Genomic DNA, 12648 nt, shown 5'->3' on the forward strand with positions numbered 1-12648 from the left:
GGAGCGTCACCTCACCCCGCCGGCAACAGGATCGAAACACACAACCCACCCTCACTGCGGTTCTGCAGCGACACCCGTCCACCGTGCGCCTCCACGATCTCCCGGGTCAGCGCCAGTCCCAGCCCGGTACCGTTGCGCTTGGTCGAATAGAACGGCATCAACGCATTCTGCAGTACCTGCTCGTTCATGCCTTTGCCGCGATCAAGCACATCCAGACGCAGCCACTGGGGCAGGCGGGTCAACTGCACCTGCACGTCATCGTTGGGCGGATCGGCTTCCGCGCAGGCTTCGTGCGCGTTCTTCAGCAGGTTCAGCAGTGCCTGCCCGAACTGCGCGATATCGATGCGGCTGCTCATCTCCTCGTCCGGCTCCTGCTCCATGCCGAACGGAATCTGCTGGCGCAGGCTGGACAGGAACGGGGCCCAGTGCACGGTCTGCAGCTGGGGCTGTGGCAGCTTGGCGAAGCGTGCGTATCCGCGGATGAATCCCTCCAGGTGGCGGGCGCGATCTTCGATGGTGGTGAAGATCTCCGGCAGGCGGTCGAACCGCTCACGCTTGACCAGTTCCCCTCCGGAATGCGCCAGCGAGGCAATCGGTGCCAGCGAATTGTTCAGCTCGTGGCTGATCACCCGGATCACCTTCTTCCAGGTCTGGACTTCCTGCCTGCGCAGCTCGGCGGTGAGCAGACGCACCAGCAGCAGATCATGGGGCCGTCCATTGAGATGGAACGCGCGCCGCGACAGGTGGTAGACCTGCTCGTCATCCTCGTCGCCGTCCTCGCCTTCGGCCTGCACCGCGAACAGGCTGTCGCCGCCGCGGGCGATGGCGTCGCGCAGTTCCACCGGCACCTGCTCCAGCACCTCCTCCAGGCGCTGGCCCTCCAGCTTCCAGCCACCATGCAGCAGCTTGCGCGCAGCCAGGTTGGAGAACACCACACGGGCGATGCCATCGCCGCCTGATGCGATCAGCAGCATCGCCACGGGCGTGTTCTGCACCATCGTGTCCAGCAGCAGTTCGCGTTGCACCAGACCCTGGCGCTGCTCGCGCAGCACGTCGCCCAGCTCGCGATGTGCCTTCACCAGGTCACCCAGTTCGTCGTTGCCTTCCCAGTGAACGCCGAAGTTGTACTCTCCATCGCGGTAGCTGCTGGTGGTGCCGGACAACGCACGCATCAGCGAGCGGACCGGTGCGGTGGCGCGGCGCAGCGCCCACCACATCAGGGCAAGCAGGATCACCGTGGATACGATGGCCACCGCCCAGCCGTGGTCGAGCCAGTAGGCCAGCAGCCAGGGCAGCGCGGCAGCCAGCGCCAGCACCGGCAGCAGGCGCAGGAACAGGCGGAAGGTGAACGAGCGTCGCTTCATTCGCGCGGAATGCCGTGGCGGTCCATGCGCCGGTACAGTGCCTGGCGGCTGAGACCGAGTTCGGCGGCCGCCTGCGCGATGACCCCATGATTGCGCGCCAGTACCTCCTCGATGCGCGTGCGGTCCGGATCGTTGCCGGCGCTCGGCGCCGGGCGTGGCGCAGCCGGAGCGCGTGGCAGGTTGAGATCGGTCACTTCGATGCGGTTGCCGGTGGCCAGCAGCTCGGCGCGCTGGATCACGTTGCGCAGTTCGCGCACGTTGCCCGGCCACGGGTGCCGTTGCAACGCGGCAGCGGCGGCGCTGGACAACGGCTTGCCGCCCGCCAGGAAGCGTTCGGCCAGCGGCAGGATGTCGCCGGGCCGCTCGGCCAGCGGCGGCAGCACCAGCTCCACGGTGTTGAGGCGGTAGTACAGGTCCTCGCGGAACGTGCCGTCGCGGATCATCGCCGGCAGGTCGGCATTGGTGGCGCTGACCACGCGTACCTTGACCTGGCGTTCGCGGTTGGAGCCCAAGCGCTCGAAGCGACCGGTCTCCAGCACGCGCAGCAGCTTCATCTGCCCGCCCAGCGACAGGTTGCCGATCTCATCCAGGAACAGGGTGCCTCCATCGGCCGCCTCGAACTTGCCTTCGCGCGCCTTGTTGGCACCGGTGTAGGCACCTGCCTCGGCGCCGAACAGCTCGGCTTCGATCAGCTCCGACGGCAGCGCACCACAGTTGACCGTGACGAACGGTCCCTTTGCCACCAGCGAATTGGCCTGGATGATCTGCGCGATCTTCTCCTTGCCGGCGCCATTGGGTCCGGTGATCAGTACCGGCAGTTCGGAGCGTGCGACCTGGCAGGCCAGGGTGATCACGCGTTCACTGGCAGGATCGGCGAAGACGGCACCACTGAGGTCGTACTTCTGTTCCAGCGCGGTGCGCTGGCGCTGCTCGCGTTCGCGCCGACGGTCCAGTTCGCGACGTGCTTCGGACAGTTCCAGCAGGTTGTTGACCGTGGTCAGCAGCTTGCGGTCGTCCCAGGGCTTGGCCAGGTAATCGGCCGCGCCGGCCTTGACCAGGTCCACCGCGCTGCTCAGATGGGTCCAGGCGGTCAGCAGGATCACCGGCAGGTCGGGGTGGCGTGCGCGGATCTGTGCGAACAGAGCCTCACCTTCCTCGCCGGAGGTGGTGTCCTCGCTGAAGTTCATGTCCTGGATCACCAGGTCCACCGGCTGCGATTCGAGCAGGGCCAGGCCTTCGGCCGGGCTCTGTGCCTGCAGCGTGTCGATGTCGTGCAGGGAGAACAGCACGTCCAGCGCGGTGCCCACGCTGGCGTTGTCGTCGATGATGAGGATCGCGGGCATGGACCGGTTCTGGAAAAAGGGATGGGCAGCGCCGGAGAGAGCTGTAGGTTCCAGGGCGCCGGCAGGAGCCGGCGCCACCCATCAAGCATAGCTAAAAGCTGCCGCCCTGCAGCCGGTGCCGGATCACCGTCGTGGCGGCGGCGGAGCCGGCGGCGGTGGTGGTGCGGTGGGCGGTGACAGCAGGGGCCGCCAGCCAGCCAGGGACACCGGCACGGTCAGCGTCTTTCCATCGCGCTGCAGCAGCAGCCGTACGCTGGATGCGTCGGTGGCCTGCATCGCGGCTGTCAGCTGGTCGACCTGCTGCACGGCGGTATCGTCCACGCGCAGGATGCGGTCGCCACGGCGCACGCCGAAGCGCGCCTCCGGATGCGCCGCATCGACCCGCACGTGGCCGCCCGAGGAAGCCAGCGCCACATGGGCGCCGTCGTCCTGCCAGCTCATGGTCTGCTGGTTGCTGCTGCCGGCAAGGGCCGGCAGCGGCAGCATCAGCATCATCGCCAGGAAAGGTGCGCGCATGTCAGGCCCCCCGCGTGGCGACGGCCGGAGGCACGGCGGCCGCCCGGCGCGCAGGGCCGAACACGGCGATCTGGCCCAGTGCCCACAGCAGCACCGCACCCAGCGGCAGGTACAGCAGCGGCATGCGAGGCAGCTCGTACATGTTCATCAACCACAGATTGATGGCGTAGGCCGCCAGCATGCCCAGCACGATGCCCAGCGAGGCCAGCAGGAAGTTCTCGGTCTGGAAGTAGCGCAGCACCTGGCCGCGGGTGGCACCAAGGGCACGGCGGATGCCGATCTGCTTGCTGCGCTGCTGCACCCAGAAGCTGGCCAGGCCGACGATGCCCAGCGCCGTCACCACCAGCAGGGCGATGCATACGGTGACCAGCAGCCCGACCATCGCCCGGTCGTTCTTGAAGTAGTTGTTGCGCTGGTCCTCATAGCTGAGCTTCTCGCGCACCAGGCGGTTGGGATCGTTGCGTTCCAGGGCCGCCAGGGCACCCTTCAGCACTTCATCGCGGCGTTCAGGCGTGGTGCGCAGCATGTACGGGCCGCCGCTGGCAAAGTCGGTGCGCACCGGCAGGATCATCGACAGGGTGGTGTTGTTGTTCCAGTCCGTCGGCGGCGCGAGGTGGGCAACCACGCCCACCACGTGCAGCGCCTGCCGACCCATGTAGAAGGTCTTGCCCAGCGGGTTCTGGCCCGGGAACATCTTCTCGGCCACGGCCTGGTTGAGGATCACCGCCGATGCCTTGTCCGGTGTGGTGCTGGCCGACTTGCGTGCGTCCTCGAAGTCGATGTACTCGCCGGGCAGGAAGTCACGGCCGGCCACCAGCTGCAGGCCCAGGGTGGACAACGCACCTTCGTTGAACATGTACAGCGTCGCCGAGGTCGTCGGCCGTTCCTGGTCGCGCTCGCGCGAGATGCTGGTATTGGACGAGCTGGGGCGGAACGGCAGCTGGTTGACCTTGGTCACGCTGGTCGCACCGGGAACGGCGCGCAGCGCGGCCAGGTCTTCCTGGGTACGCGCCATGGCATTGGTCTGGGTACCGATGCCACTGGTACGGACGATCACCAGTTCGTTCTCGGCCAGGCCGCTGGGCTGGGTGATCTTCTCCACGCGCTGGCTGACCAGGAACAACGCGTTGCAGACGATGGCGCAGGTCAGCGCGATTTCCAGCACGATCAGGGCAGCGGCGGTCTTGTGCCGGCGCAGCGTGCTGAGGATGGGGCGGATATCCATGGCAGTGTCCTTGTGCTTACTGCGACTTGAGCTGGATGGCGGGGGTGACCTGCATGGCACGCCAGGCCGGAAGGAATCCGGCGGCCAGGCTGGCCAGCAGGGTCAGGCCGAGGGCGAGCAGCAGCATGCTGCCGTCCAGATGGGCCAGCTGGGCGTACTCCACCGGCTGCCTGCGCACTGCGGCCAGACCGATCAGGGCCAGGCCGATGCCGAGCACACCGCCGACCACACCGATGGCACCGGCTTCGACCAGGCACTGCAGGAAGATCTGCCCACGGCTGGCACCCAGCGCACGCCGCACGCCGATCTCACCGCTGCGGCGCAGGAACTTGGCCAGCAGCAGACCGACCGTATTGACCAGGCACACGCCCAGGAAGCCCAGCGCCAGCCACATCTGCAGGCGCACGTCGCTGGGCACCGCACCGTTGAAGTCCAGCCACTCCATGACGCTGCGCACACGCACGTTGGCGGGACGCTCGAAGCGGCCTGCAGCGCGCTGCTGGTCGGAGTAGTTCACCAGATAGCGGCGGTAGTCATCGACCTTGCCCGGCTCCAGCTCGACCCAGTACTGGATCCAGGTGCAGGCCGCACTGAGCGAGTGGCTGTCGCCGCCCGGGCCGCCGTCGCGGAAGCAGTTCATGTTGCCGTTGTTGCCGAAATCCAGATCCATGGCAGTGGAGAACGGCACCAGCAGGTCCTCGTCCTTGCCGTAGGAACCGGTGGTCAGGTCGAAGAACTGCGGTTCGGGATTCCATTCCTTCATCACGCCGATCACGCGCAGCGACTGGCTGTTCACGCGTATCTCCCGGCCCACGCTGTTGGCGCCCTGGAACAGCTTTTCATTGATGGCTTTGGACAGCACCACCACGCGGCTGTGTGCATCGTCGTCGCTGGCAGACCAGGCGCGGCCGTACTGCATCGGCACGTTGAACATCGGGAAGAAGTCCGCCGAGGTCCAGCGCGTATCCACCGAGAACGGCTTGAGGGTGCTGCCCTCCGGCTCGACGATGGCACTGCCGCCACTCATCATCGCCTGGTGCACGGCGCGCTTCTCGCGCAGCAGGGCTTCGGCGTCGAACCGCGTCATCTGGCCTTCCGGCTCCTCGTCCGTCAGGTAGCCGGAGCGCGGCCGCGGATCGAGCTGCGCGTAGAACAGGCGGTCGCTCTTCTCCGGAATCGGATCGCCGGACAGGACATGGAACACGGTCAGGGTGGTCATCGAGGCACCGATGCCCAGTGCGATGGCCACCACCATCAGCGCGGTCAGTACCTTGTTGCGGCGGAAGCTGCGTACCGCCAGTCGAGCGTAGTAGGCGAACATGGGCATGCCCTCACTCGTTGGCGGCGACGATGCGGCGCGGGGTGGCCAGCACCGGCTCGCGCACCAGGTCGGTGACCTGGCCATCGACGATGTGCACGTTGCGCTGCGCACGCGCGGCCAGTTCCGGATCATGGGTGACCATGACGATGGTGGTGCCGGCCGCGTTGATTTCCTCCAGCAGCTCCATCACGCCACGTGCCATCTGCGTATCCAGGTTGCCGGTTGGTTCGTCGGCCAGCAGCAGGCGCGGGCTGCCGGCGAGGGCACGGGCAATCGCCGCGCGCTGCTGCTGGCCGCCGGACAGTTCGTTCGGGTAGTGCTTCATGCGTGAGCCCAGGCCGACCTGGGTCAGCGCCTTCTCGATGCGCTCACGGCGCTCGCCGGCACTCATCTTGCGGTAGCGAAGCGGCACGTCGACGTTGTCGAACAGGTTCAGGTCCGGAATCAGGTTGAAGCCCTGGAAGATGAAGCCGATCTTCTGGTTGCGCAGGCGGCTGCGCGCATCATCACCGAGCTGGCTGACATCCTCGCCATCAAGCAGGTAGGTGCCGCTGGTGAAGGTCTCCAGCAGGCCGGCGATGTTGAGGAAGGTGGTCTTGCCGGAGCCGGAGGGACCGGTGACGGCGACGAACTCGCCCTCCTTGACCTGCAGTTCCAGCGAGCGCAGTGCATGGGTTTCCACCTGTTCAGTGCGGAAGACCTTGGCGACCGAACGCATTTCGAGCATGTACATGGGGTGTCCTCTCTCCAGGATGTATCAGTTGACGGAGACGCGTTCGGCGTCCTTGAACAGGTCGCTGCCGGAGACCACGATACGGTCGCCCGGCTGCACACCCGACTTGATTTCCACTTCGCCCAGGCTGCTGACGCCCAGTTCCACCGGACGGCGCACCGCCGTGCGGCCATCCATCACGTAGGCCACGCCGTTGCCCTGTTCGACGAACGGGCCGCGCTCGACCTTCAGCACGTTCTTGCGGGTATCCAGCAGCACCCGGACCGACATGCGCTGGCTCTGGCGCAGGCCTTCGGGCTGCTTGTCGGCGAAGCGCACGCGGGCATTGACCTCGCCGTTCACCACTTCCGGCGACACCGCGCTGATCTCGCCCGGGAACGGCTGGCCGTTGCCGCCGGTGAGCTGTGCGGGCATGCCGATGGCCAGATCACGAGCGAAGCTTTCCGGAACCTTGATCTCGACTTCGAACTTGGACAGGTCCACCACGCCCAGCACCGGCGCATTGGCCGCCAGGTTGGTGGACTGGGTGGCCTGTACCTGGCCCACCTGGCCATCGAACGGCGCGCGCAGGGTCAGCGCATCGACCTGGCGCTGAACTTCGGCCACCACCGCCTTCTGGCGATCGGCCAGCAACCGCTTGTTGCGTGCATCCAGGTCGGCGCCCTGGCTCTGCAGGCGGGCATCGGTGGTGGCGTTGGCAAGGCTGATGTCGGCCTTCTTCAGGCTGTCCTGGGCCTTGGCCAGGTCGATCTGCGGCACCGCACCGCCGTCGAAGCCGCGCTGGTAGCGTTGCAGGTCGCGATCGGCAGCCTGGCGCTCGATGGTGGCCTGATCGGTTTCCTTGCGCGACTTGGCGCGGGCCAGTGTTGCGTCCAGCGCGGCGCGGCTGGCCTCGGCTTCCAGGCCAGCCAGGGTGGCCTGTTCCTGGGCCAGCTTGCTGCGCAGTTCCGGGCTGTCGATGATCGCCAGCTCCTGTCCCTTCTTGACCACGTCGCCGGCCACGACCTTCAGGTCCACGGTACCTGCGGAGATCGCATACAGCACCGGGCTGTTGGCGGCGATCACACGGCCGTCGGCAGCGATGTCACGCACCAGGTCGCCACGTTGCACTTCGGCGATGCGCACCCGGCTGCTGTCGAACGAGCGGCTGGCGTTTGCCCAGGCGTACACGGCCCAGCCGATGCCGGCGAGCAGGGCGATGCTGCCCAGTGCCGGCCAACGGTAGCGATGCCAGGCGGCGGCGGTCGGGCGGGCCGGGGTGGAGGAAACGATCTGGTCCTGGGCGGAAGTGTCGCGGATCATCGGGTTCGTGCCTGACGGTGGTGATCCATACCAAGCACGTTGCGTGCCAACTTTATTTCCTTTCCTATCAATAGGTTGCAATTCGAGTGGCGGTGTCCGGGTGTCCGCGGACACCTGTGCGGACACATTCATTAAGCGGACAGGAGGGGGAAACCGGACACGCACGCTAGAATGCCGCGACCGTCTTCAAGGAAATGCGTGACATGTGTGGAATCGTGGGAGCGATCGCTGATCGCGACGTGGTGCCGGTGCTGATCGAAGGTCTGAAGCGACTGGAGTACCGCGGCTACGATTCTTCAGGCATCGCGGTGATCGACGCGACCGATCGCCCTGACGTGCACCGCGTCCGCCGCACCGGCCGGGTCGCCGAGATGGCCGCTGCCGCCGCCGCCGAGGGGTTCAATGCGCAGCTGGGTATCGGCCATACGCGTTGGGCCACCCATGGCGGCGTCACCGAGGCCAATGCGCATCCGCACATCAGCCAGGGCGTGGCCCTGGTCCACAACGGCATCATCGAGAACCATGAAGAACAGCGCGAGCGGCTGCGCGCGCTGGGCTACACCTTCGAGTCGCAGACCGACACCGAAGTGATCGCCCACCTGATCCATCATCATCTGCAGAGCGGTGACGATCTGCTGGTGGCGCTGCAGCGCACCGTGAAGGAACTCACCGGCGCCTATGCACTGGCCGTGGTCAGCCGTGCCGAGCCGGAGCGCTTCGTCTGCGCACGCATGGGCTGCCCGCTGCTGGTCGGCCTGGGCGAAGGCGAGAATTTCGTTGCCTCCGATGTCTCGGCGGTGATCTCGGCCACCCGCAAGGTGATCTTCCTGGAGGAAGGCGACACCGCCGAGGTGCGCCGCGAGGGCGTGCGCATCTTCGACGAGCACGATCAGCCGGTACAGCGCGAGGTGCACCTGTCCGACGTGTCGCTGGCCTCGCTGGAACTCGGCCCTTACCGCCATTTCATGCAGAAGGAAATCCACGAGCAGCCGCGCGCGCTGGGTGACACCATCGAGGCGGCGATCGACGCCGGTGGCTTCCCGGCCGAGCTGTTCGGCAGGAATGCCGAGGCGGTGCTGGCGGGCATCGAAGGCGTGCAGATCCTGGCGTGCGGCACCAGCTACTACGCCGGCCTGACCGCGCGCTACTGGATCGAGTCCATCGCCGGCCTGCCGTGCAGCGTGGAGATCGCCAGCGAGTACCGCTACCGCGCGGCGTATGCGAACCCGAAGCACCTGGTGGTGACGATCTCCCAGTCCGGTGAAACGCTGGACACGATGGAGGCGCTGAAGTACGCCAAGTCGCTCGGCCACCAGCACACGCTGTCTATCTGCAACGTGCCGGAAAGCGCGATTCCACGCGCCAGTGAACTGGTCTGCTATACCCGTGCCGGGGCCGAGATCGGCGTGGCTTCGACCAAGGCGTTCACTACCCAGCTGGCCGCGCTGTTCCAGCTGACCGTGGTGCTGGGCAAGCTGCATGGGCGCGTCGATACCGCACAGGAAGCCGACTATCTGGAGCAGCTGCGCTTCCTGCCGGGCAGCGTGCAGCACGCGTTGAACCTGGAGCCGCAGATCGCGGCCTGGGCCGAGCGCTTCGCGCGCAAATCCAACGCGCTGTTCCTGGGCCGTGGACTGCACTATCCGATCGCACTGGAAGGTTCGCTCAAGCTCAAGGAGATCTCCTATATCCATGCCGAGGCGTATCCGGCGGGCGAGCTCAAGCACGGTCCGCTGGCGCTGGTGGACGAGGACATGCCGGTGGTGGTGATCGCCCCCAACGACAGCCTGCTGGAGAAGGTGAAGTCCAACATGCAGGAAGTCCGCGCGCGGGGAGGCGAGCTGTTCGTGTTCGCCGACCAGGACAGCAACTTCTCCGAAAGCGAAGGCGTGCATGTGATCCGTACGCCGCGCCACGCGGGCGTGCTCAGTCCGGTGGTGCATACCATTCCGGTGCAGCTGCTGGCCTACCACACCGCACTGGCGCGTGGCACCGACGTGGACAAGCCACGCAACCTGGCCAAGAGCGTGACGGTGGAGTAACTGCCGTCGGCTGCATGGGATGCTGCAGGTGAAGGGGGCCACGTGGCCCCCTTTCGTTTGCGCCGCTCACAGCGCCAAGTGGGACACCCGCAGGGTGTTCTGTCCGCGTTCGGCAGCAGGCCATCAATCTTTAACGCGCGGCACCGCGCGTGTTCAGCGGCGGTTTCAGCCGCAGTGCCATTCTCTGGATCGTCGGCAGGTTCCCACGACGTACTGTCCTATCGATGCCGGTAGTGACCGAGGGTCGCAGTCGTAGAATCGAGCCGACCGAGATACGGGTTGCGTTGCCGGACCCGCCTCGTTCGCGTTGCAGCACCTCGCCTTGCCGATGCATTCCCCATGGGCAGACCGGTGCGCCAGACGTGCGCTGAAAGGTCTGTTCCCGGGGAGGGGGCGAATCGGAAGAGCACACTTTTTTGACTTCAGTGACCTGCAACAGGAAACAAGAATGAACGTCCGCGAACTCCTGCAATCCAAGAAAGAAGCTGTCATCACCATCGATGCGGAAGACACCATCGGTGCCGCCGCCCACAAGATGAGCGCGAACAGGATCGCTGCCCTGGTGGTGATGAAGGATGATGCGCCGGTCGGCATCATCTCCGAGAAAGACATCGTGCGTACCCTGGCTGACGATGGCCCGCAGGCCGGCCGCCGGGTGATTTCCACCCTGCCGTCCACAGGACTGGAAGGCATCGCACCGGAGGCCACCCTGAAGCAGGCCATGTCGTTGATGACGTACTCGCGGCGCCGTCATCTGATGGTCACCGATGGCACGAGCCTGGTCGGCATCCTCAGTCTGGGCGACATCGTGAAGAATCTGCTGGGCGAGCTGGAGCTGGAAAAGGCCGTGCTGCAGGACATCTACATGGCCGCGCATTGACGCCGGCGCAGTAGAAGGAAAGAAGCCGGGCACTGCCCGGCTTCTTCGTTCACGGCATCGGTGGAATCAGAACGTCACCTTCACCGAATCGGCGCTGTAGCGCGCCGGGCCGTGATAGACCACCTCGATGTTGTTGCCATCCGGGTCAAGCACGAACGCGCCGTAGTAGCCCGGATGATAGGGGCGCTCGCCCGGTGCGCCGTTGTCGGTGCCGCCAGCGGCGATGGCGGCAGCATGAAACGCATCGACGGTCGCCGCATCGCGCGCCTGGAATGCCAGGTGGTGGCGTCCGGTCAGCTGGCCGGCAGCGGCTTCGCTGCTGGCGGTGGAAATGAACAGCTCGTCAGCCCAGAAATAGTCCGGCCCTTCGCCGGCAACCGGAATGCCGATCGTGTCGAACACCGCCTGGTAGAAGCGGCGGCTGGCCGGCAGGTCGCGCACCACCAGCTGCAGGTGATCGATCAGTCGACCGCGGTGCAGTTCCATAGTTTCCATGCGTACCTCTACAGAAAAGGGGACAGTGTGGATAGCGCCGGGCCGCGCCCGGCGAGCGCGCAGCGCGGCCTGCTTCCCATGCGATGAATATCGGAGCAAGGCCGCCGGGCAATTGTGCCCCTTTCCGGATCAGGCGTTGGCGATGATTTCCACCCAGTAGCCGTCGGGGTCCTTGATGAAGGCGATGTTCTTCATGCGACCGTCGGTCAGGCGCTTCTGGAACGGCACGCCCAGATCTTCGAAGCGCTGGCAGGCAGCTTCCAGCTCGGGCACCGAGACGCAGATGTGGCCGAAGCCGCGCGGATCGCTGTTGCCGTCGTGGTAGACCGGGCCATCCTGGGCTTCAGTGCCGTGGTTGTGGGTCAGCTCCAGCACGCCCGGCAGGCCGGCCATCCACAGGCGGCGCTCGGCATCGTCTTCCGGCACCACGGCGCCGGACGGCACGTAGGCCAGGAAATACAGGCTGAACTGCGCTTCGGCGAAGTCACGCTTGTCGATCAGCCGGTAGCCCAGCACGCGGGTGTAGAAGTCCAGCGAGGCGGTGATGTCCTTCACCCGCAGCATGGTGTGGTTGAACACGAAGCCGGTGGTTTCGGCCGGCGTCTGGGCGGCGACGCCGGGGACCTGTTGGAGGGAAGAAAGGCTCATGATTCGCGTCCTGTCAGCAATGGGGGGAAATGACCCGCGGAGAGTGGCTGGAAGTTGCATCTGAAACCGGCAGTTGCCGGAACCCGCACTTCGCTTGCATCCTCGTTGTCGATCTGGGATCGTCGGGTCATGTTGCAGCGCAGGATAATCGGTGTGCGTCCGCAATGGGATGAGCGCTTCCGCAACGCCGGGTGAAATGCCTGCAACCAGAGCAGTACGGCGCGGCAGTGGGACGCAGGGGAATCCGGCAGGGATGGCGAGACGCCCGCGCATCGTCGCGGGCGGTTGACAGCCCGTTGCCTGCCGCGCTAATGATTGTATGTATATACAAATAACCGAGGGTCTTCAGGGGTCCCATGCCTTACCGCCGATGGCTGCCGCTGCTGCTGATGGCCGTGCTCCTCTTCGAAGGTGTCTTCGGAGCGTGGGCGGGGACGCGCATGGCGCTGCCTGGCGGGGACGCTGCAGGCTCCGCGGGCCGGGCGATTGCGGGCTGCCAGGCAACACCGCGCAGCGCGGCACCGGCGTCGGGCCACACCCGCCATGATCAGGCGCCGGTGGCCGCCGGCGACGTGCACAAGGATCACTGCAGCTGTGTCGATGCGGCCGGCTGCGACTGCCGCTGCCTGTTGAGTCTCTACCCTCCGATGCCATCGCCGCTGCTGCCCAGCGCCCATCCGCGCATCGCGCTGGACATTGCGCTGCCGGCACTGATCCTGCCTGCCAGCAAACTTTCCCGCGTATTCCGACCTCCCATCGCCTGAGCGGCTGTCCCCGCG

Annotated in this window: 12 protein-coding genes; 3 read left to right on the forward strand and 9 right to left on the reverse strand. The window is 66.2% G+C overall.

Annotated features, from left to right (window positions below; genetic code table 11):
• Positions 1-11: 11 nt before the first annotated feature.
• The 7 genes from ACVOJ1_RS13455 to ACVOJ1_RS13485 all read right to left on the reverse strand — a co-directional run bounded on the left by ACVOJ1_RS13455 (position 12) and on the right by ACVOJ1_RS13485 (position 7804).
• Positions 12-1364 carry a sensor histidine kinase gene (locus ACVOJ1_RS13455; RefSeq protein WP_053518729.1) on the reverse strand — a complete coding sequence of 451 codons (1353 nt, stop codon included), beginning with the start codon at positions 1362-1364 and terminating at the stop codon, positions 12-14.
• Complete coding sequence (locus ACVOJ1_RS13460) at positions 1361-2707, reverse strand: sigma-54-dependent transcriptional regulator (protein WP_053518728.1); 1347 nt, start codon at positions 2705-2707, stop codon at positions 1361-1363. The genes ACVOJ1_RS13455 and ACVOJ1_RS13460 overlap by 4 nt, the downstream gene beginning before the upstream one ends.
• A gap of 123 nt (positions 2708-2830) precedes the next feature.
• The gene (locus ACVOJ1_RS13465) at positions 2831-3223 is read right to left on the reverse strand and encodes a PDZ domain-containing protein (protein ID WP_180876814.1); all 393 of its coding nucleotides are present in this window, start codon (positions 3221-3223) and stop codon (positions 2831-2833) included.
• Position 3224: 1 nt separating this feature from the next.
• Positions 3225-4448: an ABC transporter permease gene (locus ACVOJ1_RS13470; RefSeq protein ID WP_346480535.1), complete on the reverse strand. Its 1224-nt coding sequence runs from the start codon at positions 4446-4448 to the stop codon at positions 3225-3227.
• Positions 4449-4464: 16 nt separating this feature from the next.
• A complete protein-coding gene (locus ACVOJ1_RS13475) occupies positions 4465-5769 on the reverse strand; it encodes an ABC transporter permease (RefSeq protein WP_053518747.1) in 1305 nt (434 codons plus the stop codon).
• Positions 5770-5779: 10 nt separating this feature from the next.
• Positions 5780-6502: an ABC transporter ATP-binding protein gene (locus tag ACVOJ1_RS13480; protein ID WP_346480536.1), complete on the reverse strand. Its 723-nt coding sequence runs from the start codon at positions 6500-6502 to the stop codon at positions 5780-5782.
• Between the two features lie 24 nt (positions 6503-6526).
• Positions 6527-7804 carry an efflux RND transporter periplasmic adaptor subunit gene (locus ACVOJ1_RS13485; protein ID WP_053518722.1) on the reverse strand — a complete coding sequence of 426 codons (1278 nt, stop codon included), beginning with the start codon at positions 7802-7804 and terminating at the stop codon, positions 6527-6529.
• A gap of 203 nt (positions 7805-8007) precedes the next feature.
• Here ACVOJ1_RS13485 and glmS point away from each other — a divergent pair, with 203 nt between their 5' ends.
• A complete protein-coding gene (glmS, locus tag ACVOJ1_RS13490; protein WP_253120364.1) occupies positions 8008-9846 on the forward strand; it encodes a glutamine--fructose-6-phosphate transaminase (isomerizing) in 1839 nt (612 codons plus the stop codon).
• 448 nt (positions 9847-10294) lie between these two features.
• Positions 10295-10726, forward strand: a complete 432-nt coding sequence (locus tag ACVOJ1_RS13495; protein ID WP_346480537.1) for a CBS domain-containing protein — start codon at positions 10295-10297, stop codon at positions 10724-10726.
• A 66-nt stretch (positions 10727-10792) separates the two neighbouring features.
• On the opposite strand, the gene ACVOJ1_RS13500 is transcribed toward ACVOJ1_RS13495, so the two are convergent.
• Together ACVOJ1_RS13500 and gloA are read right to left on the reverse strand one after the other, a co-directional pair.
• Entirely contained in the window at positions 10793-11221 is a 429-nt protein-coding gene (locus ACVOJ1_RS13500) for a VOC family protein (protein WP_053518717.1), read from the reverse strand.
• Positions 11222-11350: 129 nt separating this feature from the next.
• The gene (gene gloA, locus ACVOJ1_RS13505) at positions 11351-11869 is read right to left on the reverse strand and encodes a lactoylglutathione lyase (protein WP_193396451.1); all 519 of its coding nucleotides are present in this window, start codon (positions 11867-11869) and stop codon (positions 11351-11353) included.
• Positions 11870-12225: 356 nt separating this feature from the next.
• On the opposite strand from gloA, the gene ACVOJ1_RS13510 reads away from it, so the two are divergent.
• The gene (locus ACVOJ1_RS13510) at positions 12226-12633 is read left to right on the forward strand and encodes a CopL family metal-binding regulatory protein (protein ID WP_197600914.1); all 408 of its coding nucleotides are present in this window, start codon (positions 12226-12228) and stop codon (positions 12631-12633) included.
• The last annotated feature ends 15 nt before the right edge of the window (positions 12634-12648 follow it).

Source organism: Stenotrophomonas sp. STEN225 (genome assembly GCF_056756445.1).

Coding starts and splice junctions, on each gene's coding strand:
- ACVOJ1_RS13455 (WP_053518729.1), bottom strand. CDS start 1,364: ATGAAGCGACGCTCGTTCACCTTCCGCCTGTTCCTGCGCCTGCTGCCG.
- ACVOJ1_RS13460 (WP_053518728.1), bottom strand. CDS start 2,707: ATGCCCGCGATCCTCATCATCGACGACAACGCCAGCGTGGGCACCGCG.
- ACVOJ1_RS13465 (WP_180876814.1), bottom strand. CDS start 3,223: ATGCGCGCACCTTTCCTGGCGATGATGCTGATGCTGCCGCTGCCGGCC.
- ACVOJ1_RS13470 (WP_346480535.1), bottom strand. CDS start 4,448: ATGGATATCCGCCCCATCCTCAGCACGCTGCGCCGGCACAAGACCGCC.
- ACVOJ1_RS13475 (WP_053518747.1), bottom strand. CDS start 5,769: ATGTTCGCCTACTACGCTCGACTGGCGGTACGCAGCTTCCGCCGCAAC.
- ACVOJ1_RS13480 (WP_346480536.1), bottom strand. CDS start 6,502: ATGTACATGCTCGAAATGCGTTCGGTCGCCAAGGTCTTCCGCACTGAA.
- ACVOJ1_RS13485 (WP_053518722.1), bottom strand. CDS start 7,804: ATGATCCGCGACACTTCCGCCCAGGACCAGATCGTTTCCTCCACCCCG.
- glmS (WP_253120364.1), top strand. CDS start 8,008: ATGTGTGGAATCGTGGGAGCGATCGCTGATCGCGACGTGGTGCCGGTG.
- ACVOJ1_RS13495 (WP_346480537.1), top strand. CDS start 10,295: ATGAACGTCCGCGAACTCCTGCAATCCAAGAAAGAAGCTGTCATCACC.
- ACVOJ1_RS13500 (WP_053518717.1), bottom strand. CDS start 11,221: ATGGAAACTATGGAACTGCACCGCGGTCGACTGATCGATCACCTGCAG.
- gloA (WP_193396451.1), bottom strand. CDS start 11,869: ATGAGCCTTTCTTCCCTCCAACAGGTCCCCGGCGTCGCCGCCCAGACG.
- ACVOJ1_RS13510 (WP_197600914.1), top strand. CDS start 12,226: ATGCCTTACCGCCGATGGCTGCCGCTGCTGCTGATGGCCGTGCTCCTC.